Annotated in this window: 28 protein-coding genes; 17 read left to right on the forward strand and 11 right to left on the reverse strand. The window is 62.7% G+C overall.

Translation table 11 applies throughout. The features are described from left to right. The first annotated feature begins 136 nt into the window (after positions 1-136). Positions 137-427, forward strand: a complete 291-nt coding sequence (locus tag AC1DLV_RS13945) for a DUF1127 domain-containing protein (protein WP_476802071.1) — start codon at positions 137-139, stop codon at positions 425-427. Between the two features lie 166 nt (positions 428-593). Here the strand turns inward: AC1DLV_RS13945 and AC1DLV_RS13950 are convergent, their stop codons facing one another. The 3 genes from AC1DLV_RS13950 to AC1DLV_RS13960 all read right to left on the reverse strand — a co-directional run bounded on the left by AC1DLV_RS13950 (position 594) and on the right by AC1DLV_RS13960 (position 3,901). Next, on the reverse strand, positions 594-1,502 hold the full coding sequence (locus tag AC1DLV_RS13950) for a DUF937 domain-containing protein (RefSeq protein ID WP_476802072.1): 909 nt from the start codon (positions 1,500-1,502) through the stop codon (positions 594-596). A gap of 77 nt (positions 1,503-1,579) precedes the next feature. Then, positions 1,580-2,953, reverse strand: coding sequence for a glutamate--cysteine ligase (locus AC1DLV_RS13955; protein ID WP_476802073.1), 1,374 nt, complete (start codon positions 2,951-2,953; stop codon positions 1,580-1,582). 213 nt (positions 2,954-3,166) lie between these two features. Next, entirely contained in the window at positions 3,167-3,901 is a 735-nt protein-coding gene (locus tag AC1DLV_RS13960; RefSeq protein WP_476802144.1) for a 16S rRNA (uracil(1498)-N(3))-methyltransferase, read from the reverse strand. 105 nt (positions 3,902-4,006) lie between these two features. Between AC1DLV_RS13960 and AC1DLV_RS13965 the strand changes: the two genes are divergently transcribed. Beyond that, a complete protein-coding gene (locus AC1DLV_RS13965) occupies positions 4,007-4,561 on the forward strand; it encodes a hypothetical protein (protein ID WP_476802074.1) in 555 nt (184 codons plus the stop codon). 9 nt (positions 4,562-4,570) lie between these two features. On the opposite strand, the gene AC1DLV_RS13970 is transcribed toward AC1DLV_RS13965, so the two are convergent. After that, a complete protein-coding gene (locus tag AC1DLV_RS13970; protein ID WP_476802075.1) occupies positions 4,571-5,221 on the reverse strand; it encodes a hypothetical protein in 651 nt (216 codons plus the stop codon). 80 nt (positions 5,222-5,301) lie between these two features. On the opposite strand from AC1DLV_RS13970, the gene AC1DLV_RS13975 reads away from it, so the two are divergent. Both AC1DLV_RS13975 and AC1DLV_RS13980 read left to right on the forward strand, forming a co-directional pair. Further along, complete coding sequence (locus AC1DLV_RS13975) at positions 5,302-6,000, forward strand: type 1 glutamine amidotransferase (RefSeq protein ID WP_476802076.1); 699 nt, start codon at positions 5,302-5,304, stop codon at positions 5,998-6,000. 294 nt (positions 6,001-6,294) lie between these two features. Beyond that, on the forward strand, positions 6,295-6,423 hold the full coding sequence (locus AC1DLV_RS13980; protein ID WP_476836183.1) for a hypothetical protein: 129 nt from the start codon (positions 6,295-6,297) through the stop codon (positions 6,421-6,423). On the opposite strand, the gene AC1DLV_RS13985 is transcribed toward AC1DLV_RS13980, so the two are convergent. Together AC1DLV_RS13985 and AC1DLV_RS13990 are read right to left on the reverse strand one after the other, a co-directional pair. Then, complete coding sequence (locus AC1DLV_RS13985) at positions 6,407-7,165, reverse strand: metallophosphoesterase family protein (RefSeq protein ID WP_476802077.1); 759 nt, start codon at positions 7,163-7,165, stop codon at positions 6,407-6,409. The genes AC1DLV_RS13980 and AC1DLV_RS13985 overlap by 17 nt on opposite strands. After that, a complete protein-coding gene (locus tag AC1DLV_RS13990) occupies positions 7,162-7,941 on the reverse strand; it encodes an FCD domain-containing protein (protein ID WP_476802078.1) in 780 nt (259 codons plus the stop codon). The genes AC1DLV_RS13985 and AC1DLV_RS13990 overlap by 4 nt, the downstream gene beginning before the upstream one ends. 196 nt (positions 7,942-8,137) lie before the next feature. On the opposite strand from AC1DLV_RS13990, the gene AC1DLV_RS13995 reads away from it, so the two are divergent. From AC1DLV_RS13995 to AC1DLV_RS14035, 9 genes are all read left to right on the forward strand, one after another. Then, positions 8,138-9,460, forward strand: a complete 1,323-nt coding sequence (locus tag AC1DLV_RS13995; RefSeq protein ID WP_476802079.1) for a DUF3422 family protein — start codon at positions 8,138-8,140, stop codon at positions 9,458-9,460. Positions 9,461-9,627: 167 nt separating this feature from the next. Continuing rightward, positions 9,628-11,124: an FAD-linked oxidase C-terminal domain-containing protein gene (locus AC1DLV_RS14000; RefSeq protein ID WP_476802080.1), complete on the forward strand. Its 1,497-nt coding sequence runs from the start codon at positions 9,628-9,630 to the stop codon at positions 11,122-11,124. Positions 11,125-11,127: 3 nt separating this feature from the next. Beyond that, complete coding sequence (locus AC1DLV_RS14005; protein WP_476802081.1) at positions 11,128-11,712, forward strand: ASCH domain-containing protein; 585 nt, start codon at positions 11,128-11,130, stop codon at positions 11,710-11,712. Positions 11,713-11,759: 47 nt separating this feature from the next. Further along, complete coding sequence (locus tag AC1DLV_RS14010) at positions 11,760-12,227, forward strand: endonuclease domain-containing protein (RefSeq protein ID WP_476802082.1); 468 nt, start codon at positions 11,760-11,762, stop codon at positions 12,225-12,227. A 79-nt stretch (positions 12,228-12,306) separates the two neighbouring features. Next, positions 12,307-13,560, forward strand: coding sequence for a glycolate oxidase subunit GlcE (glcE, locus tag AC1DLV_RS14015; RefSeq protein WP_476802083.1), 1,254 nt, complete (start codon positions 12,307-12,309; stop codon positions 13,558-13,560). Then, on the forward strand, positions 13,557-13,934 hold the full coding sequence (locus AC1DLV_RS14020) for a DUF4870 family protein (protein WP_476802084.1): 378 nt from the start codon (positions 13,557-13,559) through the stop codon (positions 13,932-13,934). The genes glcE and AC1DLV_RS14020 overlap by 4 nt, the downstream gene beginning before the upstream one ends. Positions 13,935-13,950: 16 nt before the next feature. After that, a complete protein-coding gene (glcF, locus tag AC1DLV_RS14025) occupies positions 13,951-15,261 on the forward strand; it encodes a glycolate oxidase subunit GlcF (RefSeq protein WP_476802085.1) in 1,311 nt (436 codons plus the stop codon). Positions 15,262-15,376: 115 nt separating this feature from the next. After that, complete coding sequence (locus AC1DLV_RS14030; RefSeq protein WP_476802086.1) at positions 15,377-15,688, forward strand: putative quinol monooxygenase; 312 nt, start codon at positions 15,377-15,379, stop codon at positions 15,686-15,688. 95 nt (positions 15,689-15,783) lie between these two features. Beyond that, the gene (locus AC1DLV_RS14035) at positions 15,784-16,575 is read left to right on the forward strand and encodes a L,D-transpeptidase (protein WP_476802087.1); all 792 of its coding nucleotides are present in this window, start codon (positions 15,784-15,786) and stop codon (positions 16,573-16,575) included. 9 nt (positions 16,576-16,584) lie between these two features. Here the strand turns inward: AC1DLV_RS14035 and AC1DLV_RS14040 are convergent, their stop codons facing one another. After that, entirely contained in the window at positions 16,585-17,508 is a 924-nt protein-coding gene (locus AC1DLV_RS14040; RefSeq protein ID WP_476786929.1) for a bifunctional 5,10-methylenetetrahydrofolate dehydrogenase/5,10-methenyltetrahydrofolate cyclohydrolase, read from the reverse strand. 232 nt (positions 17,509-17,740) lie between these two features. Continuing rightward, on the reverse strand, positions 17,741-18,505 hold the full coding sequence (locus AC1DLV_RS14045) for a L,D-transpeptidase (RefSeq protein WP_476802088.1): 765 nt from the start codon (positions 18,503-18,505) through the stop codon (positions 17,741-17,743). A 215-nt stretch (positions 18,506-18,720) separates the two neighbouring features. On the opposite strand from AC1DLV_RS14045, the gene AC1DLV_RS14050 reads away from it, so the two are divergent. Next, positions 18,721-19,359 (forward strand): DNA-3-methyladenine glycosylase I, encoded by a 639-nt coding sequence (locus AC1DLV_RS14050; protein WP_476802089.1) that lies wholly within the window; start codon positions 18,721-18,723, stop codon positions 19,357-19,359. Between the two features lie 137 nt (positions 19,360-19,496). Here AC1DLV_RS14050 and AC1DLV_RS14055 read toward each other — a convergent pair whose 3' ends face one another. Together AC1DLV_RS14055 and AC1DLV_RS14060 are read right to left on the reverse strand one after the other, a co-directional pair. After that, positions 19,497-19,895, reverse strand: a complete 399-nt coding sequence (locus tag AC1DLV_RS14055; protein WP_476802090.1) for a hypothetical protein — start codon at positions 19,893-19,895, stop codon at positions 19,497-19,499. Positions 19,896-19,917: 22 nt separating this feature from the next. Continuing rightward, positions 19,918-20,106, reverse strand: coding sequence for a hypothetical protein (locus AC1DLV_RS14060; protein WP_476802091.1), 189 nt, complete (start codon positions 20,104-20,106; stop codon positions 19,918-19,920). Between the two features lie 197 nt (positions 20,107-20,303). On the opposite strand from AC1DLV_RS14060, the gene hisS reads away from it, so the two are divergent. From hisS to hisG, 3 genes are read left to right on the forward strand one after another with little or no spacing between them, the layout of a single operon-like run. Then, positions 20,304-21,821: a histidine--tRNA ligase gene (gene hisS, locus AC1DLV_RS14065; RefSeq protein ID WP_476802092.1), complete on the forward strand. Its 1,518-nt coding sequence runs from the start codon at positions 20,304-20,306 to the stop codon at positions 21,819-21,821. A 4-nt stretch (positions 21,822-21,825) separates the two neighbouring features. Continuing rightward, positions 21,826-22,944 (forward strand): ATP phosphoribosyltransferase regulatory subunit, encoded by a 1,119-nt coding sequence (locus AC1DLV_RS14070; protein ID WP_476802093.1) that lies wholly within the window; start codon positions 21,826-21,828, stop codon positions 22,942-22,944. Continuing rightward, positions 22,944-23,648, forward strand: coding sequence for an ATP phosphoribosyltransferase (gene hisG, locus AC1DLV_RS14075; RefSeq protein WP_476802094.1), 705 nt, complete (start codon positions 22,944-22,946; stop codon positions 23,646-23,648). The genes AC1DLV_RS14070 and hisG overlap by 1 nt, the downstream gene beginning before the upstream one ends. Here the strand turns inward: hisG and AC1DLV_RS14080 are convergent. Next, the gene (locus tag AC1DLV_RS14080; RefSeq protein ID WP_476802095.1) at positions 23,614-24,519 is read right to left on the reverse strand and encodes a hydrogen peroxide-inducible genes activator; all 906 of its coding nucleotides are present in this window, start codon (positions 24,517-24,519) and stop codon (positions 23,614-23,616) included. The two genes, hisG and AC1DLV_RS14080, sit on opposite strands and share 35 nt — an antisense overlap. Positions 24,520-24,781: the final 262 nt, after the last annotated feature.

Consider the following 24,781-nt stretch of genomic DNA (forward strand, 5'->3'; position numbering starts at 1 on the left):
TAGAAACATTCGTTGGATTAATCAATACGGCGAGAGCACTCTCTCATCGTCCACATGAAGCATGTGAATCGGACCGGTGCGGCGAAAAAAGGAACGCCAGCCGGAAGGGACCCGTTTGTCCCTAAGGGAGATCGCTATGACCACGCTCGACCATTCCACTGAGACGACGCATTCCGCGGCTCGGCCGGTGAATGCGATGCGTATCGTCAATTACACCGCCGATCTCTTGCGCGCCTGGAAAAACCGACGCGCCTTTTATCGCCTTGGCGAGATGACCGATGCTGAACTGGCTGATGTCGGGCTCACCCGTGGCGATCTGTATGTCGCTGTCGACCTGCCTTTTGCCAGTGACCCAACCGTCAGGTTGCGCTCGATCAGGCAATCGCGCAGCGAAAACGTCGAGGCCATGGCCCGCCGCGTCGCTTGAGTTTCGCAGGCTCCCCACTCCCAGCCGGTCCCCTCCGGCCTTGCCTGCACGTTGCCCGGTCCTCCCAAGGACCGGGCTTTTTCTTTGGGATAGGGCAGTAGGGCAGTAGGGCAGTAGGGCAGTAGGGTTAGACGTCACTGCCCTATTGCCCTACTGCCGTACTCCCTTACCGCTGCCTGTCCATGCCCTTGCTGAACTGATCGAAGATCGATTCGACGCCCTTTTGATAGTCGTCGCGCTGCTGGCGGCCGGACTCGAACATCTTGCCGAACAGGTCGTCATAAGGGTTCTTTGGCGCGGCCTGCTCCTGTGGTTGTGGCTGTGGTGCTGGCGTGGCGGTCTGGCTCCCGGCGCCAAGCATCTGTTCGAAGATCTTGCCCAGCGGGTTGTCGCCATATGGGCTTTGCTGTGGTGCCTGCTGACTTTGGGTGGGCTGCGGCTGCGCTTGTCCGCCGCCGAACATGTCCTTCAGCACCTTGCCGAACGGATTGTCGAACGGGTCGGGCGCTTGCGTCTGCTGCGGTGCTTGCTGAGGGGCCGCTCCGCCGCCCATCATTCCGCCCCCGCCCATTCCACCAGATTGGCGCATCATCTGGTCGATGATGTCGCCGAGCGGATTGTTGCCGCCGCCAAAACCGCTGGCCGCCTGCATCTGCCCTGTCGACTGCTTGAACAGCCCGCCCATGATCATCGAGGCAATCACCGGCAGCATCTGCTTGAGCACGTCCTGGCCTATGCCTGTGGCCTGTGCCGCCTGGCCAGCGACCGCCCGTGACAGATCCTTCGAGCCGAACAGATGGCCCAAAATGCCATTGCCCTCATCGACCCCCTGAGGCGAGAAGGCGCGGGAGGCGTCGTCGAAATATTTGGCGTGCTGGCCGTTCGCCATGGCCTGCAGGAACGAGCCGACGCCGTAAGGATCGGAGGCGTTGCGCTTAAGGCCCTGGCTGAAGGCCGGCATCAGTGCTTCGACAGCCGATTGCGTCTGCTGCTGGCTCAGCCCGAACTGGCGCGACAGCGCTTCCATGCCGTTGCCGTTCTGGGCATTGGCCAGCATCTCGAACAGTGGCAGCATTTTTTCCTCCTCGGGTCATTCACCGAGGAGGGAGCGTAGTGCCTTTTCGCAGGCGGTTGAAGGGGCTTTCGGAGCCCCTAGTATGCGTATTCGAGGAACGCCGGTTCGATCGAACCACCCCAGCGCGTGTTGTAGGCGTTGAGCATTTCTTCGGCACTCGTCGTGCCACGCGCAATCACCTCGTCGAGCGTGTTGAGGAAGCCGGCCTCATCAAAGCCTTCGCGGTTCTTGCGGCCACGGTTGACCAGCCCCTGGCGCGACAAGGCCAGCACTTCTCGGCCGATCTCGCGCAGCGTGGTGTTGCGGAATGGAGCCGAAATGCCTTGCTCGGGCACGGCGTCGCGCATCGCAAGAACTTCCTGGTAGGTCCAGTCCCTGGTGAATGCTTCAACCGCGTCGAGTGCTGCCGGATCGTAGAGCAGGCCGACCCAGAAGGCCGGCAGCGCGCAGATGCGGCGCCATGGGCCGCCATCAGCGCCGCGCATTTCAAGGAAACGCTTGAGCCGCACGTCGGGGAACAGCGTCGACAGGTGGTTGGCCCAGTCGCCCATCGTCGGCATGCCGTCGGTGATCTCGTTGCGCGCCGCACCCGCCATGAACTGGCGGAAGGTCATATGCGTCATGTCGTGATAGCGGTCGTCGCGAATGACGAAATACATCGGCACGTCGAGCGCCCATTCCGCATAGTCGGCAAAACCGAATTCCGGCGAGAAACAGAATTCGAGCAGGCCCGAGCGCTGGTTGTCGGTGTCGCGCCAGATGTCGCCGCGCCAGCTCTGCATGCCGTTGGGGCGGCCGTCGGTGAAGGGCGAGTTGGCGAAGAGTGCAGTCGAAAGCGGCTGCAGCTTGAGCGACACCTGCATCTTGCGGCGCATGTCGGCTTCGCTTTCGAAGTCGAGGTTCACCTGGATGGTGCAGGTGCGGTACATCATGTCGAGGCCCTTGGTGCCGACCTTGGGCATGTAGGCGGTCATGATGTCGTAGCGCGATTTCGGCATGCGCGGCGTCTCGGCCAGCGTCCATTTCGGGCTGCCACCAAGGCCGAGGAAGCGGATGCCGAGCGGTTCGGCGATCTCGCGCACCTGCGCCAGATGCGCGTTGCCCTCGCGGCAGGTCTGGTGGATGGATTCGACAGGCGCGCCGGAAAGCTCGAACTGCCCGCCTGGCTCTAGCGAAATCGCGCCCTGGCCAGTCGGCTCGACAAGGCCGATGATGCGCCCAGCATCGATGATCGGGTCCCAGCCGAGCGTCTGCTGCATGCCTTCGAGCAGCGCGCGGATGCCGCGATCACCGCCATAAGGAACCGGCGCGTTGCCGTCGACATAAAAGGGGAACTTCTCGTGTTCGGTGCCGATCCGCCATTTGTCGCGCGGTTTGTTGCCGGCGGCGAGATAGTCGACGAGTTCGTCCATCCCCTCGATCGGCCGGAAATCAGTGGTGTCGCGCGCCATGTATGCTTCTCCTGAAGGGCGGAAGGACCGCGGGCGCTTGATGTACGATCGAGCGCCTGCCGATCAAGCGAAAAATCCTGAGCCTTCGTCAACAGGAATTGATCGATTCCGCGGCCGATATTGAAATGTTGATGCTTGGAATTGTCCCGTTGCGGACTGCTCATTCCAATTTTTGGTCAATCTCCAGACAGGAATACGCCTTCGCCGGTCGTCCTACCAGTCGCCGATCACGGCTTGGATCACCGCCAGAGCCGCCACCGCTGCCGTATCGGCGCGCAGGATGCGGGGGCCAAGCGGGATCGCAGTGACGAAGGGCAAAGCGCGCAGCATGCGCCGCTCGTCGTCGGAAAACCCGCCCTCTGGTCCGACCAGCAGAGCAAGCTTGCGCTCCTTGATGCCTTGCAGTGCCGCCATCGGATTGTTGGTGGTGGCGTCCTCATCACAAAAGATCAGCCGCCGCTCGTTGTCCCAATTGCTCAGCAGTCGCTCAAGTTTTTCGGCCTCGCGCACCTCTGGGATGGCAAGGATGCCGCACTGCTCGGCCGCCTCGACGGCATTGGACCGCAGCCTCTCGATGCTGGGTTTTGCCAGCTGCGTGTGCTGGGTGATGACAGGCACAAGCGCGCCGGCGCCCATCTCGACGGCCTTTTGCACGAGATAGTCGAGCCGGCCCACCTTCAACGGGGCAAAACAATAGATGAGATCGGGATGATCTGGCTGCGGGCGCTGCTGTTCGAGCACCTCCAGCCGCACCGCCTTTTTGGTCCTGGCAGCGATCTTGGCCGACCATTCGCCGTCGCGGCCATTGAACAGCAAAACCTCGGCACCTTCGCCGAGGCGAAGCACATTGCCGAGATAGTGGCTCTGCTGCGGGCTGGCGTCGAAGCCGGCACCGTGGGCGAGGTCGTCCGGCACGAAAAGCCGTTGCATCTTGTAGTTTGCACGCATCGGCGAGGAATGCGGCAGCCCACGGCGGCGGTCAAGACCCGGCTTTTCTTCCTGGGCACTATCCAATGCAATATGTTCATGGTATGTTCTTGCTGGGGGAGCATCATGACCATCTTGCGCGTCATCATTGCGTGTCTCTTTTTGGCAGGCTGCGGTGCGCAGCTCGCCGCCGCCTACGGCGTTCCCATCGTGCCGGCAGCACAAAAGGAGCAGGTTTCCAAGAACATCTCGGTTGAGCACGATCCGCATACCGGTTCGATCGAAGTCTCCGGGCCGCTGATTTTCCATGACCGGAACCTGCTCGGAAACACCTACTTGATCCGCAGCTGGATCAATCAGGAGCGTCCGTCCATTGACGACAAGTTCCAGATACTCGTCACCGGTCGATACCCAAAGCGGGTCTATCTCAAGCAGGCCTATGCTGATGGCGAAGAGGTAAGCACGACAGCAATCGATCGCGAGCGCGTCAGCTGTGCCGACTTCTGCATCATCAAGGAGGTCGTCGGCATCAACCTCACCGAGGAGGAGATGGCGCGCCGAGCCGAAACCGGCATGTCGTTCAAGGTGATGGGACGCCGTGACATGCTGACGATGACGGTTCCGCCTGGCTATTTCTCAGCGGTTCTCGAAGCGCACCGAAAGGCGCGGGAGACGGGCTGAGCGGGTGATCTACTCTCGCGCAGCACTCGGATGCCATGTTGGCTGATAGCCTTGGCGTAGTACTGCAAGGGTTGTTGCTGGCGTAACTAGGCACATCTCGGTTGCGCCGAACTCGTCGAAGCCAAGGCTTGGTCCATAGCCCGAGAACGACCAGCGCAAGGCGTGGCCGTTTCGGATGGCGTAGTCGGCTTCACCGTCGGAAACCATCGCGCCGTCAGGCAGGAGCGCAAGCCCATGCCGGTCGACTTCGATTGCCTTGCCGCCTGAAGCCAGTCGCTCGACATGCAGCCGTGCATCGATTTCGCCCACTTTGGGATCGTCGGCCGCAAAGGCGTCTGCATAGGCTGCGCTGAAGGCTTTTGCCCGCTCGCGCCGGCAAAAGAAGCATGGCCTGTGGCCGGCGGCGAGTGCTGTTACCTCGTCGAGAAAGAACAGCTCGGTCCAGCCTGTCTTGCCGCCGGGGCGGTTTCGCCCCATCGGCATGCGCTTGGCACCCTTGAATGCCAGTGCGCAGGTGATCCATGCCTTGGTTGCCCACCGCTTTTTCAGAAGCGTCTTCGTCTCAGGGTCGTGGATGATGCCGCGATTGCCGGTGAACATGCCACGCGCCGGATCGGCATGGATCTCGCCGAAAGGGTCGACCCGGTTCTGCAGTGGCATAGCTGTTCCTTCTTGGCTGCGTCGCGCGGCGCATGATAGGGCTCGCCGCAACTTTGTCACGTTGCTGCGGAAGGGCCGAAATGCGCGTTCTGATCGTCCAGAATTTTGCCGATACGGGCCTCGGCCAGGTCGGCTCCGCCCTTGCCGAAGTGGAAGCGGTGGTCGATCAGTGCAACGCCTATCTCGGCGATGCCCTGCCGGCCGATGCCGATGGCCATGATGCGATGATCATGCTCGGCGGCGGCCAGAATGCCCGCGACGATGCGCACTCGCCCTATTTCCCCGCTTTGCTCGAACTTGCCCGCGATTTTGTCGAAAAGGACAAGGCAGTACTCGGCATCTGCCTCGGCGGCCAATTGCTTGCCCGCGCCTTCGGCGGCCACAACCGCATCGGCGGGTCGACCGAATTCGGCTGGCATGGCATTACCTTGACCGACGAAGCGCAGGACGATCTCGTTTTCAGCGATTTGCCCCAACGCTTCCCGATCTTCCAGTGGCACGACGACACCTTCACTCTGCCCGAGGACGCGGTACGGCTTGCCGGAAGTTCGGTGACAGGCAACCAGGCATTTCGTATCGGTCGCGCCGGTTACGGCATTCAGTTCCATTTTGAGGCCGACCGGCCAATGGTGCGCCAATGGAACGAGGCATTCGCCGAGGTCATCGCCCAGCGCAACCCCGATTGGCCCACGCGCCACGACAGCGAGGCAGCACTTCACGGCCCTGAGGCCGATGCTGTCGGCATGGCGCTGGCACGCGCCTGGGTGGCGGCGATCTGACCACAAAACCAGCGGTTCCGTGACATTTTTGGCACGTCGAAAAAAATCCGCTGTGCATAGCCATTTGCCGGCTGGATTGTGCCTGAAAGCCTTTCTAAAGACAGCCCCGCGCCAGTTGGCGATGGTATCGCGAATGAACCGTCTCTGAGTGCAGCGCGACATAAGCCCGATACAGAACGAACTTAGAAGCACGGCCGTGATGCCGCGCGTCGACGGTTTCGCTTAAACTTTTCGTAAACTTATTCGTAACTCTGCTCATGCAGAATGCAGGAAGCTCAACCTGAGATGACTCCCTTGAAAGCAGCGCTCCTGTCCTTCGCCATGTTGTCGGCAATCGTGCTCGGCGGCTTTGGGATCTATGCCGCGGATGCCGCGGCCGACCATCATGTGGTTGACGGCTACGGCGTCACCGCCGCCCGCTAAAACCGGGCACTTCCACCGAGATCAGCCGTTTTTCCGCGCCGTCGATGACGAGCGCGGTCAATGCGCCGGAGTAATAGACGCCGGTGTCGACATTGACGCGGTTGGCCATCACCTCTGGCTCGGCCTGCGGCGTGTGGCCGTGCACCACGACTTTCGGATGCAGCCCCGGATAGTTCAGGAACTCGTTGCGGATCCAGATGAGATCCTGCGGGTCCTGTCGGTCGAGCGCTATGCCCGGCCTGATGCCGGCATGGCAAAAAAAGAAATCACCATAGGACGCCGAACGAGGCAGCGAGCGCAAGAAGCGCTGATGACTGTCTGGGACAGCACGCGCCAGTTCGCTGTGGCTGGTGCGCAGGGCTGCGGAATTACCCGTCCGCAACACCACGCCATACGATCCCGCAGTCTCCACCCCGCCATGTCTTGCAAACAGGCTCTCGGGATCGGGCTCCGCGAGAAAATCCAGAAAAGCAACGTCATGATTGCCTGTTAAGACAACGCTGCGGCTGTCTCGGGCGGTCGCTGCCATCAGATATTCGATCACGCCCCTGGAGTCGGGGCCCCGGTCGACGAGATCGCCGAGATGGATGATGCGCCAGTCCGCAGGATTGTCGCGATCGATTTCCTCAGCGATCCGCGCGTGCATTTCCGTCAGAAGCTCAAGGTGGCCATGCACGTCGCCGATGGCATAGATGCGAATGCCCTCCGGGCCCTTGGCGTCGAGGAAATGCATGCCCGTCATGGCTTGCTGTCCATGCGCTGCCGCAGCCTCAGGCGCGAGATGCGCTGCCAGTCGCCGCTGCGCTCGGCCTCGCTCATGGCGCGTTCGAGATAGGTGATGTGGTCCATCGCCGCCTTGCGCGCGCCATCCGGGTCGCCCGACACCACCGCGCGATGAATGGCCTTGTGCTGCTCGAGCAGCGCTTCGCGGGCGGCGGGCAGGGCAAACACCACCAGCCGGTTCTGGAAGACACCGTCGGACAACAGCCTGTAGCAGGAGCGCAGCGTGTGCAGCAGGATGATGTTGTGGGCGCATTCGCCGACGGCATGATGGAACTCGACGTCGATTTCCGCTTCTTCGGTGAAATCGGCACGCGCATGCGCTGCTTCCATCCGCGCCATGATGCCGTCGAGCAAGGCCAGGTCTTCAGTGGTTGCGCGCCTGGCTGCATATTCGGCCGCCAATCCTTCGATTTCGCGGCGGTATTCGAGATAATCGGCGGCCGCCTTGCGGTGGTTGACGATCAACTCCATCACCGGTTTGGAAAAGACCTGGCCGATGACGTCGGCGACATGGGTGCCGCCGCCATGGCGCGTCACCATCAGCCCGCGCCCTTCAAGCACCTTCAGTGCTTCGCGCAGGATCGGCCGCGACACATCGAACTGCTTGGCCATCTCGCGTTCGCCGGGCAGCCGGTCGCCGGCGCGCAGCACGCCTTCGAGGATCAGGCTCTCGATCTGCTGCACGACCTCGTCGGCCGTCCGCGAATGTTCGATCCTGGAAAAGATGTCGCTCAAATTCGTGTCCGAAGCCTTTGTTGTGATCCTCAGGATAGGAGTCTGCCGAGCAACTGGTCAAATTATTTATCCAATCCGGCTCAATTGAGTCGCATGGCTGGCGTGCGCGCTCATCAGTTGGCGCTAAAGTTGGTGTTTGCCTGTTGCGCTGAATATACCTAGAGCCAAAAAATTCCGGGCACAGATGGAGCCATTGGTGACAGTCGACCCGTCCTCTCTCGAATTCCTCCCCCGCGCTACCGGCAGCGTCATGGGTTTCCCAGCGCATGAGGGTCGTCCCGGCGCCCTGGGCGAGGTGCATTCGCGCCCGCATCCGCTGGTCGAAAACCCGCGCGTCCTGATCCAGCTCTCCTTCATGACTGAGGGTGGCTCCAGCGTCGATCACGCGGTGCTCTCCGAATTGTCGCGCCGGCTCGGCATCGCATCGCCCGACCGACATGCCCGCCACCACGCCATGAAATGGGGGCAGGGCTCCTTGCGCTGGGAGCGGCACACCGAATTCTCGACCTATCTCTGGGAAGGGCCGCTCGCCGATAGTGGTCGCGCGCAGGAGGATTCGCCCTTCGGCAACGGCTTCAGCCCGCCCGGCACCGTCATTTCGGGCATCAGGCTTGAGATCCGCAAGTGGACGCCTGACAATGAAAAGCTGATAGCCGGCTTCGACCCGACCAGCCTGTGTTATTCCCTAGTCGAAAATGGCGCTGCCGGCATTGTCACCGATTTCCGCCAGGACGGTGATGGGCTGACGCGCATCCTGATCCTCGACCGCGGCCTGACGCCTGCCCGAACAGGCGCGTTGTCGCAGCGGCTGATCGATATCGAGACCTACCGCACACTGGCCATGCTCGGTCTGCCGATGGCGCTGTCGCTGTCGAGCCGCGTGCGTCGCATCGAGGACCGGCTTGCCCAGGCGACGCGGGAGATGAAGGCCACCGAAACCCGCGACAGCCAGGCCTTGCTCGCCGATCTCACCGAATTGGCCGCCGAACTCGAAGCGGATGCAGCGTCGAGCCTTTATCGTTTCGGTGCCAGCCGCGCATATGACGGCATCGTTCGCGAGCGCCTTGAGGCGCTCGAAGAAGAGGTTGTGCCCGGCTACGACACCTGGGCCGGCTTCCTCAAGCGCCGCGTCGCACCGGCCATGCGCACCTGCCGTTCGGTCGAGGAACGTCAGGCCAATCTGTCGCGCAAGCTGACCCGCGCCACGACGCTTCTGCGCACCTGGGTCGATGTCGAGGTCGAAAGGCAAAACCGCGACCTGCTCGCCTCGATGAACAACCGCGCCCGCCTGCAACTGCGCCTGCAGCAGACAGTCGAAGGCCTGTCGGTCGCCGCCGTGTCCTACTATGTCGTCGGCCTGATCGGCTACGTCGCCAAGGGCGCATCGACAGTGGATCATTTTTTCGCCCCCGAGATCGTCACCGCCGCCTCGGTGCCGCTGGCGGTTCTGCTTGTCTGGTGGGGCGTGCGCCGGGTTCGCCGCGCCCATGAAGAGCCCAAGACGGCAGCTGGCGAGTAATCGCGAGGCCTGACCTGCCCGAATGGGCAGGCCTTTCCCACCAGCGTCAGATTGACGCTGCGTGAACCTGATTGGATACCCATCCTGCATCCGACATGCGGGCGGTTTACAGGATGCCGGCAGTACTGGTAAAAGCTTTTTACCAGTTGACCGATCGCAGGTGACCTATGTCCGGCCTATTGATGCCCAAGCCAGATGCGGCGACGCTGAGCCGGCGCGACGAAATCGTTGCCGACATGCGCATCATCGTGCCGGGCGAGGGCGTGGTCGATACCGTCAACGAGATGCGCGCTTTCGAAAGCGACGGCCTGACCGCTTACCGCCAATTGCCGATGGTCGTGGTCCTGCCGGAAACGGTGGCGCAGGTGTCGCGTCTGCTCAAATATTGCAACGACCGCAACATCCGCGTCGTGCCGCGCGGTTCGGGCACTTCGCTGTCTGGCGGCGCGCTGCCGCTCGAAGATGCCGTGCTTGTCGTGATGAGCCGCTTCAACCGCATCGTCGAGATCGACTATCCCAACCGCGTGGTCGTGGCCCAGCCAGGCGTCACCAATCTCGGTATCACCCATGCCGTCGAGCAGGACGGGTTCTATTACGCGCCCGACCCGTCTTCGCAGATCGCCTGTTCGATCGGCGGCAATGTCGCGGAAAACTCCGGCGGCGTGCACTGCCTGAAATACGGCCTCACCGCTAACAATGTGCTTGGCATCGAAATGGTGCTGATGAATGGCGAGGTCGTGCGCCTTGGCGGCAAGCATCTTGAAGCCGAGGGCTACGATCTGCTTGGCGTCATGACTGGCTCCGAGGGCCTTTTGGGCGTCGTTACCGAGATCACCGTGCGCATTCTCAAGAAGCCGGAAACGGCGCGAGCGCTGTTGATCGGCTTTCCGACCAGCGAGCAGGGCGGCCAGTGCGTCGCCGACATTATCGGGGCGGGCATCATTCCCGGCGGCATGGAGATGATGGATCGCCCGGCGATCCACGCGGCTGAGGATTTTGTCCATGCCGGCTATCCGCTCGATGTCGAAGCGCTGTTGATCGTCGAGCTCGACGGGCCGGGCGTCGAGGTCGACCATCTGATCGGCCTCGTCGAAGCGATTGCCAACGCCAACGGCGCCACCACTTGTCGGATCTCCCAGTCCGAAGACGAGCGGCTGACCTTCTGGGCCGGGCGCAAGGCGGCATTCCCGGCTGTCGGCCGCATCTCGCCGGACTATTACTGCATGGACGGCACCATCCCGCGCAAGGAACTGCCGCGCGTTCTGGCGGGCATGCGCGAGTTGTCGGAGCAATATGGCCTCGGCGTCGCCAACGTCTTCCATGCCGGCGATGGCAATCTGCATCCGCTGATCCTCTACGATGCGAATGTGCCCGGTGAGCTTGAGAAGGCCGAGGCCTTTGGCGCCGACATCCTGCGCCTGTGCGTCAAGGTCGGCGGCGTCTTGACAGGCGAGCACGGCGTCGGCGTCGAAAAGCGCGACCTGATGCCTGAAATGTTCAACGAGATCGATCTCGACCAGCAGATGCGGGTGAAATGCGCTTTCGATCCCAATCATCTGCTCAACCCGGGCAAGGTTTTCCCGCAGCTTCGCCGCTGCGCCGAGCTTGGCCGCATGCATGTTCACCGTGGCCAGATGGCTTTCCCCGACATTCCGAGGTTTTGAGCGATGCTGCTCAAGCAATCCATCCTTGACGGTATCGCGCGCGGCGACATCACGCTTGCTTTTCGGCGCTGGCAGCGGCCGACGGTCAAGGCAGGTACCGGACTGCGAACGGCCGCTGGGGTCGTCCGCATCGGCAAGGTCGAACCACTTGATGAGGCGGCCATATCCGACGCTGACGCGATCGCCGCCGGTTATGCCGACCGCGCGGCACTCATCTTAGATCTGCGCGTCGATGGTGACCGGACCCTCTACCGGATTGCTTTCGACGGCATCGAGGTGGACCCACGGGTCGATCTGCGCAACAGCGAAGACCTATCGGACGCTGACTGGCACGAGCTTGCGAGGCGCTTCGAGCGCTGGGACAAGACAGCACCCGGCTACTTCGCCTCGATCCTCGGCGCGATTGGCAAGCATGCAGCCACGCCCGCCGCTGTGCTTGCGCAAGGCCTCGGCGTCGAGAAGCTTAAATTCAAGCAGGACGTGCGTAAGCTCAAGGAACTCGGCCTGACCGAAAGCCTCGAAATCGGCTATCGCCTGTCGCCGCGCGGCCAGGCCGCACTCGAAAAGCTGCGGGAGCACCGGCTTTGAGGCGCCCCCAGGACTTGGGTTCCTCGCCCCCGCAACGCGGGGGAGAGGTGGCTCGGGCGAAGCCTGAGACGGAGAGGGGGGCGGACGATGTTCCTAGCCGCCGCTCGCCAAGAAATATCGCCCGGGCTCGCCAACTCCGGCACGGCGACAACATGGCCGAAGCCGCCCTTTGGAATGAACTGAAGGCAAAGAAACTTGGCGGTCACAAATTTGTACGCCAGATGCCGCTCGGTCCATACTTCGCCGACTTTGCCTGCCGGCAGGCAAAGCTGGTCGTCGAACTTGACGGAAGCCAGCACGCAGGCAGCGACTATGACCGCCACCGTGACGAATTCATGCGCGACAAGGGCTATTCGGTCCTCCGGATCTGGAGCTCCGACGCCTTGCGAAATATCGGCGGTGTCTGCGAGACGATTCTAGCCGCGCTGGGTGGGCGGTTGGCTGAAGACATGATCGCGTCGGACATGAAGTTCGTCTTCGCGCCGGTGGCGCAATCAAGAGGCGAACAGCTGTGACGTTCCCCCTCTCCGCCTCGCTGTGCTCGGCACCTCTCCCCCGCTTTGCGGGGGCGAGGAACCCAAGATTTGTGAGCCTATGACCACATTCACACCCACCACATCAGCTGAAGTCCTTTCCGCCGTCCAATGGGCGCTGGCGGAGGAGACGCCGCTCGAAATCCTCGGCCATGGTTCAAAGCGCGGCATAGGCCGTCCGCTACAGACCGAGCATACGCTTGATCTGTCGAACCTTTCGGGCGTCACGCTCTACGAGCCCGAGGAACTGGTGTTGTCGGCTAAAGCCGGCACGCCGCTGGCCGAGATCGAAGCACTGCTTGCCGAAAACGGCCAGCAGCTTGCGTTTGAGCCGATGGACTACGGTCCCTTGCTTGGGGGCGAGCCGGGCCGTGGCACAATAGCCGGCGTGCTGGCCACCAATCTCGCCGGCCCGCGCCGTCTCAAGGCGGGGGCTGCGCGCGACCATATTTTGGGCGTCCATGCCGTTTCCGGTCGCGGCGAGGCCTTCAAGTCGGGCGGCCGCGTCGTCAAGAACGTCACCGGCTACGACCTCTCCAAGGCGATGGCCGGCTCGTGGGGTACGCTCGCAGTCCTCACCGACGTCACCTTCAAGGTGCTGCCGGCGGCTGAAACCGAGACAACGCTTGCGATCCGCGGCCTGCTCGATGACAACGCCGCCGCAGCCATGGCCTTGGCCATGGGCTCCAGCGGCGAGGTCTCGTCGGCAGCGCATTTGCCCGAGCGCATGGCTGCGCGGGTGCTTGACGGGCGCCTCGGAGGCGACCCCGCCACGCTTCTGCGTGTCGAAGGGTTCGGGCCTTCTGTCGCCTATCGCATGGCCCATCTCAGGGATTTGCTCGGCAATGCCGGCCCGATCGAGGAGATCGTGGGCGAGGCGTCGAAGACGCTCTGGCGCGACGTGCGCGATATCAGGCCGTTTGCCGATGGCACCGACAAGCCTGTCTGGCGCGTGTCGATGCCGCCGGCCGATGCCCATCACATGGTGCTGGCCCTGCGCATGCAGGTGGCGGCCGATGCGTTTTACGACTGGCAGGGCGGCCTCGTCTGGCTGCGCATGGAGGGCGAGCCCGAGGCCGACTTGCTGCGCGCGCTGATAAAAAGGTTTGGTGGCGGTCACGCCACGCTGGTACGCGCTGCCCCAGCCTGGCGTGCCGCACTTCCTGTCTTCGAGCCGCAGCCACCGGCGTTGGCGGCGCTGTCGGCACGCCTCAAGGCTGAGTTCGACCCGAAAAACATCCTCAATCCAGGCCGCATGGTGCCGGGCGCCGAATATGCTACCTCTGCTGCAATCACAGAGGGAGCAACTGCATGAGCGACACAACTCCGCCCGTAACCCCGCGCCAGACCGACCGCTGGCTCGAACCCGGCCAGACCAATGTCCAGGTCATCTACATCCTCTATCTCGCTGGCCTGGTCATCGGCGTCAGCGGCATAGTCGGCATCATCCTTGCCTACATGAATCGCGGCAAGGCTGGCGGCTTCGTCGAGACCCACTACACTTGGCTCATCCGCACTTTCTGGATCGGCCTGCTCTATGCGCTGGTCTCTTTTGTCCTGATGTTCCTGTTCGTCGGCTTCCTGCTGATGTTCGCCGTGGCCGTCTGGTTCATCGTTCGTTGCATCCTTGGCCTGCAGGCGCTTGGTCGCGGCGAGCCGATCAAGAACCCAGACAGCTGGCTTATCTGAGAAAGCCCAAAACGCCGTGCAGACCAATTTCACCCCCGCCCAGCTCGCCGATCCGCATGTCGCGGAATCGGAAAAGATCCTGCGCAAATGCGTGCATTGCGGTTTCTGCACGGCCACCTGTCCGACCTATGTGACGCTCGGCAACGAACTAGATTCGCCGCGCGGCCGCATCTATCTGATCAAGGACATGCTCGAAAACGGCCGGCCGGCCGACAAGGAAATCGTCACTCATATTGACCGCTGCCTGTCCTGCCTTGCCTGCATGACGACATGCCCCTCGGGCGTGAACTACATGCACCTTGTCGACCATGCCCGCGCCCATATCGAAGAGACCTATCGCCGCCCGCTGATGAACCGTTTTACGCGCGGCGTGCTGGCTGCGGTGTTGCCATATCCCGCACGGTTTCGCGCGGCATTGAAGCTGGCCAGGCTCGGACGGCCCTTCGCCAAGGCTTTCGATGCCGTGCCGGCGTTGAAGCCGTTTGCGGCGATGCTCAGGCTGGCGCCAGCCTCCGTGCCTGCTGTTTCCGCGATAGCTTCGCCTGGCAGCCATGCCGCCAAGGGCAAGAAACTTGGACGCGTCGCCATCCTCACCGGCTGCGCCCAGCCGGTGCTTGAGCCCGGTATCAACGAGGCGACGGTGTCGCTGCTCACCCGGCTTGGCATCGAGGTCGTGGTGCCGAAGGGCGAGGGCTGCTGCGGCGCGCTTGTCCATCACATGGGCCGCGAGGCGGCAGCGCTTGCTTCGGCACGGCAGAATGTCGACGCCTGGACGCGCGAGCTCGACAATGGCGGCCTGGATGCCATCGTCATCACCGCCTCGGGCTGCGGCACGACGATCAAGGACTATGGCTTCATGCTGAGGCTAGATCAGGCCTATGCCGAAAAGGCAGCGCGGGTATCGGCACTCGCCAAGGACGTTACCGAATATCTTGCCACGCTCGATCTGCCCGAGCCCAAGCGCAAGCCCGGCCTGGCGGTCGCCTATCATTCGGCCTGTTCGATGCAGCACGGCCAGAAAATCGTCCGCCAGCCCAAGGAGCTGCTTGCGCGCGCCGGGTTTATCGTCAAGGAGCCGCGCGAGGGGCACCTGTGCTGCGGTTCGGCTGGCACCTACAACATCATGCAGCCCGAGATTTCCGCAAAATTGCGCGACCGCAAGGTCAAGAACATCGAGGCGACGGGTGCGGCACTTGTCGCTACCGGCAATATCGGCTGCATCACCCAGATCGCCTCGACCGCCAGGCTGCCGGTGGTCCATACGGTCAAGTTGCTCGACTGGGCCTATGGCGGAGACAGGCCGGCTGGCGTTCCGGATATCGGCTGAACAAGCGGCGTAGGACGCTGTTTTATTACCTCTGAGGTCGTTGAAACAGATCGGCACTCTGGCATCTTCCTCGTCACGGGTCGCTGATCGACCGAATGATTTCGAGGAGACTGACTTGAGCGTTACCTACCTTATCGGCTTCACCGTCCGCCCCGCGCAGCGCGGCCGCTTCCTCAAGCTGCTCGACGGCGTGCTCGATGCGATGCGCCATGAAGATATGTTCGTTTCGGCGACCCTGCATGGCGATCCGAGCGACGCCAATCATTTCCTGCTGCATGAAACCTGGGTCGATCACCAGGACGTGCTCGATGTGCAGCTCAAGCGGCCATATCGCGAGGATTGGCATGCTGCCCTCGAAGAGCTGCTGGCCAAGCCGCGTGACATTTCGATGTGGCAGCCGTTGCGCAGCGACCACAACCAGAATTAGTTGCAGGCGTTGCCGCCTTCACGGATTGAACACGGCTTGTGGAACATGCGAATGTTCCACGCGTTGCTGGATTTCGAAACGTGGTAAAAGGCTCAATGTCAAAGATCAGCCGACGCAGTCTCCTGGCATTGGGCGCGACAGGCATCGCCTCTGTTGCCCTTTCCGCCTGCTCCACCACGCGCAGCGAACGGCCGACTTATGCCGGGACGCCTTTTCCGCAGCCGCCCTCGCTCAGCACCGATCCGTCCTTCGGCAACCCGAGCATGATGTATGCGGCCGTGAGCGACAACGGTCATGACATCCCCGCCGTTCCGTACCAGAAGATCGATCCAAGATTTTATCGCCAGGTCGTGCCCAACCCGACGGGCGAGCAGGCGGGCACCGTCGTCATCGATACGTCGGCCCATTTCCTCTATTTCGTGGCCAATTCCGACGAAGCCATCCGCTATGGCGTCGGGCTCGGACGTGCGGGCTTCGAATGGGCCGGTCGCGGCGTGATCGAGTGGAAGCAGGTGTGGCCGCGCTGGTTCCCGCCCAATGAAATGATCGACCGCCAGCCCGAACTGGAGAAGTACCGCGCACGCCAGATTCCTGGCAAAAACGAATGGGAAGGTGGCATGCAGGCGGGCGTCCAGAACCCGCTCGGCGCCCGCGCGCTCTACATTTTCCAGAACGGCAAGGACACGCTCTACCGTCTGCACGGCTCGCCCGAATGGGCGTCGATTGGCAAGTCAGTCTCGTCAGGTTGCGTGCGATTGATCAACCAGGACATCATCGACCTGTATTCGCGCGTCGCCGACGGCACGCCGATCGTTGTCACCAGCGGACTGCCGGCTGGTATTCAGCCGGCAGTGTCGCAAATCTCGGGCGGCGTTGTGAGGCTCTGAAAGCCGAGGTTACTCCGCCGCCAGTGTTTCTTCGGCAGTGCCGAAGGTCGCGCGATAGACCGCGCGCTGGCGGTTGAGTGCCACCATCGTGTTCCGCAGCAGGATCGCCACCGTCACCGGGCCGACGCCGCCCGGCACAGGCGTGATCCACGACGCGACTTCCTTGACGCTTTCGGTGTCGACGTCGCCGACGATACGAGACGAGCCGTCCGGCAGCGTTTCGGCATTGATGCCGATGTCGATGACCGCTGCACCTGGCTTGACCATATCGGCCTTGATCAGGCGCGGCTTGCCCACGGCGACAAACAGCGCGTCGGCGCGGCGTGCATGGGCTGCGAGCGAACGCGTCATGTGATGGCACACCGTCACTGTCGCGCCTTCGCTCATCAAGAGGAAGGCGATCGGCTTGCCGACGATTTCCGAATGTCCAACGACCACGACCTCCAGACCTTTAAGATCGAGCCCGGTGGCTTTCAGCAGTTCGACCGAGGCGGCTGCCGTGCAGGGCGCGAGGTCGAGCTGGTTGTAGACGATATTGCCGATCGAGGCCGGGTGCATGCCCTCGACGTCCTTTAGCGGATGTACCGCCGCCTGGATTGCCTTGATCGGGATATGCGCAGGCACCGGTCGCTGGATGATTATGCCGGTGATGCGCGGATCGGCATTCATGCCGTGGATGGCGGCTTCGAGTTCGCCGGCCGTCAGTTCGGCGGGAAAACGCCGTTCCTCGAAATCGATGCCAGCGAGCTCCGCCTTGGCGCGCTGGTTGCGGACATAGACGTCCACTGCGGCGACATCGCCGACGGTGATCGAAACAAGCTTGGGGCGGAAGCCTTCGTCAGTCGCCTTTTGTGCAGCGGCGCGCACTTCGGCAATGATACGGGCGGCCACGGGGCCGCCTTTGAGATAGCGGTTGTCGTCGAGCGGCGGCATGTGTCTTCCTTCGGCGGTCATCGACTTGGGATAAACCCGGATACTTCGGCACGCCGAGGATGAAAAGGGTCGACGAACTCAAATTTCATCCATGTTAAACAATTTTTCCTGAGAAATCGAGCCGTGGCTTTCAGTTTGCTGAACAGCGAAAAGGGCAGCGCGGTCTTCCGCCACGCTGCCCTTTTGCTTGGGAACCATGTCTTGCGACAGGCTCCGCCCCCGTAACCGGTAATTACCTGACGACCACCTTGGTGCCGACCCCGACCTTTTCGTAGAGTTCCATCACGTCTTCGTTGCGCATGCGGATGCAACCCGACGACACCGCCCCGCCGATCGTCCAGGGCTGGTTGGTGCCGTGGATGCGGTAGAGCGTTGATCCGAGATAAAGCGCGCGCGCGCCGAGCGGGTTGTTGGGTCCACCCGTCATCATCGCCGGCAGCACACGGCCCTTGGCGCGTTCGCGCGCGATCATTTCCGCCGGCGGACGCCAATCCGGCCATTCGCGCTTCGACGTCACCTTGTGCGTTCCCGACCATTCGAAGCCCGGCTTGCCGGTGCCGACGCCGTAGCGGCGCGCCTGGCCATCCGCCTGCACGTGGTAGAGGAAGTTCTCATTGGTATCGATGATGATGGTGCCCGGTTTCTCGCTGCCGTCATAGTCAACCACCTGCGGCAGGTAGATCGGGTTGATCTGCGGCTTGACGTTGCGCTTTTCGGGCGCGCGCAGCGCTGCCGTCTGCACCCGGTCGGGCTGGGTCTGGCGCCGCTGAGCGGCACGCGGAGCTACGGGCCTGACCTGCTGCTGGGCGCGTTGCTGGCGCTGCTGCCTCGGCGCCACTTCGTTCGGGTTGCGCCCGAGTTGCAGCACCCAAGGCGCCGAAAGGTCGGGGCTGACCACCACAGGCGGCCGCTCGGCGTAACGGTCATAAGCCATTGCTGGCGAAGCCAGTTCGGCCAGCATGGCGGCCGATGCCAACAGGATCAGAGGTTTTCTCATGGACGCACTCTCAACTCGATCGTCGCCGCGGGGCAGGGCACCACCCATCCCCCGATTCGAGATCATGTTGTCTGTGCCTACCCACCGAAACGTGAATCGGGTTGCTTAAAATGCGAGATTGCCTGGAAACCTTTTGGTGTGGTTACCGACCGGTTCAGGAGTCTGGTAAAGCACGGGTAAATCGCAGCTTCTCGCTGTTAACGAACGGATTTGTGATGGAAGAGAAAAAGACAGGCCTGATGCTGGGCGCCGACGGCGCAACGCGCTGCTTCTGGCCGGGCGCGCTGCCGGACTACCTGCATTACCACGACAATGAGTGGGGCCGCCCCGTCACGAACGATATCAGGCTGTTTGAAAAGATCTGCCTCGAAGGCTTCCAGTCCGGCCTGTCGTGGCTGACGATTCTGCGCAAGCGCGACAATTTCCGCGAGGCGTTTTCCGGCTTCGACTTCGACAAGGTCGCCGAATATGGCGAGACCGACATCGAGCGCCTGCTCGGCAACCCCGGCATCGTGCGTCATCGCGGCAAGATCGTCTCGACGATCAACAATGCCAGGCACGCCCGTGAATTGGCGGATGAGGCCGGCTCGCTCGCCGCCTGGTTCTGGAAGTTCGAGCCCGGCGCGGATGAGCGGCCTGAGGTTGTCGACTATCCCACGCTGATCGCCAATCCGACGACGCCGGCCTCGACGCGGATTTCCAAGGAACTGAAAAAGCGCGGCTGGAGCTTTGTCGGGCCAACCACAGTCTATGCCTTCATGCAGGCGATGGGACTGGTCAACGACCACATCGAAGGCTGCATGTGCCGGAGCAAGATCGAGGCCGAGCGCAAGGCCTTCAAGCGGCCGGGCTGAATTTGCCCCTCATCCCCTGCCGGACCTTCTCCCCGTAAGGACGGGGAGAAGGAGGTTGACCGCGAACGTTGACGCCTCCCTCTCCCCGTCCTTACGGGGAGAGGGTAAGGGTGAGGGGCAGCGCTGGCTTTGCCTTTTTAGCGCTCATACCGACCTTTGTACCCGCTGCCAGCGATGTTCCAGACAAGCGCCTTGCCGGAAACCGTCAGCACCAGCCCGCCGAAACCGCGGTCGTCGGGAGTATGGGTGCGGGAGGCGGCACGCCGCCCGGCGGGAATGACCTCCACCGAGGAACCCCGCTGCACCCAGCAGCCCTTGCCGTATTGGTCGTTGGCGCCATAGGCGAGCATGAATTCAAAGCTGCCGTCTGGCCGCAAAAGCAATTCCGAGCCGACTTCCATGACGCCATTGAGATAATAATGGCCGGCAAGCTTTGGATTGCCCGGCGTGCAGGCCTGGGCCGCACCGCCGCTTGTGGTGCAGGCAGCAAGCGCAGCCAGGCCAAAAGTCGCGAGTGACACGATCATCCGTGGCATGAGCAATACCTCTTGTTACCGGTCAGGCGCTCATGCCTGAAAACAACAGGCCGGCAGCGATCATGGCCACCGTCGCCAATGCCGGATAGAGCACAAGGACACAGGTCAGCAGCGCTTCGCCGACCGCCGGTGCGGGCTTCGATCGCGCGACTGGTTCCAGCTTTGCTGGCCGCGCCTGGGCGTCGTCGAGTTCTGATGCGGTCCTGGGCATGTCAGTCGTTCCATCTTTCGGATGGAGCGGCTTATCGGTCGCTGCCGTATCGGCACGATGTCGGGCAGAAATCACCTTTGTTTCCACTGGGCCAGTGCCAATAGCGCCCAAACGCTTGCCGCTCCATGCCATTTCGGTTACGACACGCCGCGCCGTGATCGCGGCCAAAACATTAAGAAAATAGCGGAATCTCGACCATGGCCGACAAATCGGAAAAGATGAAAGCGCGGCTGCCGCGCGGCTTCGTCGACCGCAGCGCGGACGACATCCGGGCTGTCGAGAAGATGATGGTCGCGATCCGCGAGGTCTACGAGCTTTACGGCTTCGAGCCGGTCGAGCAGCCGCTGATCGAATACACCGACGCGCTCGGAAAATTCCTGCCCGACCAGGACCGTCCCAATGAGGGTGTCTTTTCCTTCCAGGATGATGACGAGCAGTGGCTGTCGCTGCGCTATGACCTGACCGCGCCGACGGCGCGTTTCGTCGCCGAAAACTACGAGAAGCTGCCCAAGCCCTATCGCAGCTACCGTTCCGGCTGGGTGTTCCGCAACGAAAAGCCTGGTCCCGGTCGCTTCCGCCAGTTCATGCAGTTCGATGCCGACACCATCGGCACACCGGGTGTCGCGGCTGATGCCGAGATGACCATGATGATGGCCGATGTCATGGAAGCGTTGGGCATCAAGCGCGGCGACTACGTCATTCGCGTCAACAACCGAAAGGTGCTCGATGGTGTGCTCGAGGCGATCGGCCTTGGCGGCGACGAGAACGCTAACCGCCGGCTGACCGTGCTCCGCGCCATCGACAAGCTCGACAAGTTCGGCCCTGAAGGCGTCAAGCTTTTGCTTGGCAAGGGGCGCTGGGACGGCGGCGCGGAAGGCGAGGGCGACTTCACCAAGGGTGCGGGCCTGGATGATGCGGCGATCAACACGGTGATCGCCTTCACCGAAGCTGGTGCCGCCGATTCCGACATCACGGCCCAGAACCTCAAGGCCATCGTTTCCGGCAACATTCGTGGCACCGAAGGTGTCGATGAGCTGGCGCAGATCGGCTCGCTGGTTGCAGCGGCAGGCTATGACGATGGCCGCATCAAGATCGACCCCTCGGTCGTGCGTGGCCTCGAATATTACACCGGCCCGGTTTACGAGGCCGAGCTTTTGGCAGAAATCCCCAATGACGACGGCCAGGTCGTGCGCTTCGGCTCGGTTGGCGGCGGCGGTCGCTACGACGGCCTCGTTTCGCGCTTCCGTGGTGAACCTGTGCCGGCCACCGGCTTTTCCATCGGCGTGTCGCGCCTGATGACGGCGCTGAAGAACCTCGGCAAGCTCGACACGTCTGATGTCATCGCGCCCGTCGTCGTGCTTGTCATGGACAAGGACACCGAAAGCCTCGGCCGCTACCAGAAGATGGTCGCCGAGCTGCGGTCGGCAAAAATCCGCGCCGAAATGTATCTCGGTGGTGCCGGAATGAAGGCACAGATCAAATACGCTGACCGCCGTGGCTCGCCCGTCGTCATCATCCAGGGCGGCGATGAACGCGCCCGGGGCGAAATCCAGATCAAGGACTTGATCGAGGGCGCGCGTTTGTCGGCCGAAATCACCGACAATGCCGAATGGCGCGCCGCGCGCCCGGCACAGATCACCGTGCCTGAGGCCGAGCTCGTTGCTGAAGTGAAGAAGATCCTGGCCGCGCAGGCGGAAGAGCGGACGAAGCAGTAGGGCCATGAACGCGCGTTACCCGGCCATCGCGTCCGACATATTAGAACTCTTCGCCGCGCGCGGGGCCGATCCGGTCGATGTGCCGGTGCTGCAGCCGGCTGACCCGTTCCTTGACATGGCCGGCGAGGATTTGCGCCGCCGTATTTTCCTGACCGAAAGCGAGACAGGCGCGTCGCTCTGCCTGCGGCCGGAATTCACCATTCCGGTCTGCCTCGACCACATCCACACGCAGTCCGGCACGCCGCGCCGCTATTCCTATCTCGGTGAGGTATTCCGCCAGCGCCGCGAAGGCGGCAGCGAATTCTTCCAGGCCGGCGTCGAGGATTTGGGCGACACCGACACGGCGGTGGCCGACGCGCGTTCGGTAGCCGATGCGTTTGCGCTTTTGTCGCTGTGCTTGCCCGGCCATGACCTCACCGTCACGCTCGGCGACCAGGCGATCTTCGAGGCGGTGCTGGCGGCTCTCGGCCTGCCGCGCGGCTGGCGCATGCGCCTTGCCCGCGCCTTCGGCTCGGATGAGCTTCTGGCTGCGGCACTTGGCGATCTCGCAGCACCCACGCGCACTTCCGCCTTGACCGAACCAGTTGCTTCGTTGGTCGCCGACGGCGACCGCGACGCCCTGGCAGCGCATATCGCCACCGGCATGGAGCAGGCGGGCCTGTCGCCTTCCGCCGGCCGCACGCCCAACGACATCGCCCGACGTCTGATCGAAAAGGCCGAACTGCGCAGCGTACGTCTGTCCAGCGACGCCTTCGAGGCGCTCGAGCGCTTCCTGGCCATCGATGTTGCGCTCGATGAGGCACCTGCGGCGCTCAAGGAATTCGCTGCCGGCGCAGGGCTCACGCTCGGTGCGGCATTGGACAATTTCGCTGCCCGGGCCAAAGCCGTCGCCGGCCACGGCCTCGGCGCCTACTCCGTTCGCTATGACGCAGCCTTCGGTCGCCCGCTCGACTATTACACCGGCCTTGTCTTCGAGATTTCCGGCTCCGACGCCGAACGCCCGCTCGCCGGTGGCGGTCGCTACGACCGGCTGCTGACGCTGCTCGGTGCGGCAAAACCCATTCCCGGTGTCGGCTTCTCCGTCTGGCTCGACCGTATCGAAGCCCTGAGGGGAGGCAACTGATGGCGATATCGATCGCACTCCCTTCCAAGGGCAGGCTCAAGGAGCAGGCGCTTGAGGTGCTGGCCAAGGCTGGCTTCGCTGTCACCTTGCCCGACGACGACCGCCGTTACCGCGCCTCGATCGAGGGCAGGGCGGATATCGAGATCGCCTTCCTGTCGGCTTCCGAGATTTCTGGTGAGATCGGCCAGGGCAATGTCGACCTCGGCATCACGGGCGAAGACTTGATCCGCGAAAACCTCGCCGATTGGGAGAGCAAGGCCGAGATCATGGCTCGCCTCGGCTTCGGCCATGCCGATGTCGTCGTTGCCGTGCCCGACATCTGGCTCGACGTCGACACCATGGCCGACCTTGACGATGTCGCAGCCGACTTCCGCCAGCGCCACGGCCGGCGCCTGCGCATCGCCACCAAATACTGGCGGCTGACCCAGCAATTCTTCTCCCAGATGCATGGCATCCAGGTCTACCGCATCGTTGAGAGCCTGGGCGCCACCGAAGGTGCACCCGCGGCCGGCTCGGCCGACATCATCGTCGACATCACCTCGACAGGCTCGACGCTGCGCGCCAATCATCTGAAAATCTTGTCGGACGGCGTCATCCTGCGCTCGCAGGCGTGCCTGGTGCAGTCGCGCAAAACCCGCAGCGCCGCCGATGACGCGGTATTGTCCGAGTTCACTTCCGCAATAGCGGCTGCAGTTCGCGGATAATCCGCGCAAGCTCGATGCATTCGTTGTGCCTGGGGCTGTTGCGGCGCCAGGCAAGGCAGATGCGGCGCTCCGGCACAGGTTCGGCGAAGGGTACGATTTTCAAATCGCGCTGATCGTGAGCGGGCCCCGCCGCCATTTCCGGTATCAGCGTCACGCCTAGTCCATGCGCCACCATCTGCAGCAACGTGGTCAGGCTGGTCGCGCCATAGCTGGCCATCGCCACCGGCTTGACGCTGCCGCAGACCGCAAGCGCCTGTTCGCGCAGGCAGTGGCCTTCTTCCAATAGCATCAGCCGTTCCAATGCCTGGCTTTCCGGCGGCACCGGCGGCGAAGCGAAATCCGGGTCGTCGGCAGGAACCGCCAGATAAAACCGATCTGAAAACAGCTCCTGGGCGATCAGGCCGGGAAAATCGAGTGGCAGGGCGGCGACGAAAGCGTCGATACGGCCGTTCAGCGCGTCCTCTGCCAGTGACCCGGTGATCGCTTCGCGCAGTTCCAGCCTGAGATTCGGATATTCGCGCTTCAGCGCCGGCAGGATATGCGGCAAAAGGTAAGGCGCCACCGTCGGGATGATGCCTAAGCGCAGTCTCCCCTCCATCGCCAGCCGGCCGCGCCGGGCGGTCGTTTCGACCTCGCGGATTTCGGCCAGGATGTTTTCGATGCGCGGCTGCAGTTCCAGCGCATCTTCGGTCAGGCGCACCGCCTTGCCACCGCGTTCGAACAGCGTGCACCCCAGACGCTCTTCCATCTCTGCGATCTGCGCTGAAAGCGCTGGCTGGCTGACACCGGCAAACTCGGCGGCGCGGCCAAAATGCAGCGTCTGGGCCAGTGCTGCGAAATATTCCATCTGTCGGATTGTCAGGCGTATCATAATCTTAGGCTATCAAGATCGTCAGAAAAGGCAATTTGGCTTTATCAAAATCTGCTCCTAGACTGGAATGGTTCCAATAAGATGGCGCTCGTTTTCGCAGCCGGGACGAAAGCCACGAGGGAGGCGCGAGCCATGACAAAACCGACGACGACCGCCAGTACGGGTGCGCCAGACAACCAGCGTTTGTTCGCTGCGGGCGGGCGCGGTCCGGTCGGGCTGTAGAGCTGTCGGCTCACCGCGAAGCTGGCCGATCAAGCGCAAT

This window comes from Aminobacter sp. 01T433 (assembly GCF_056398585.1).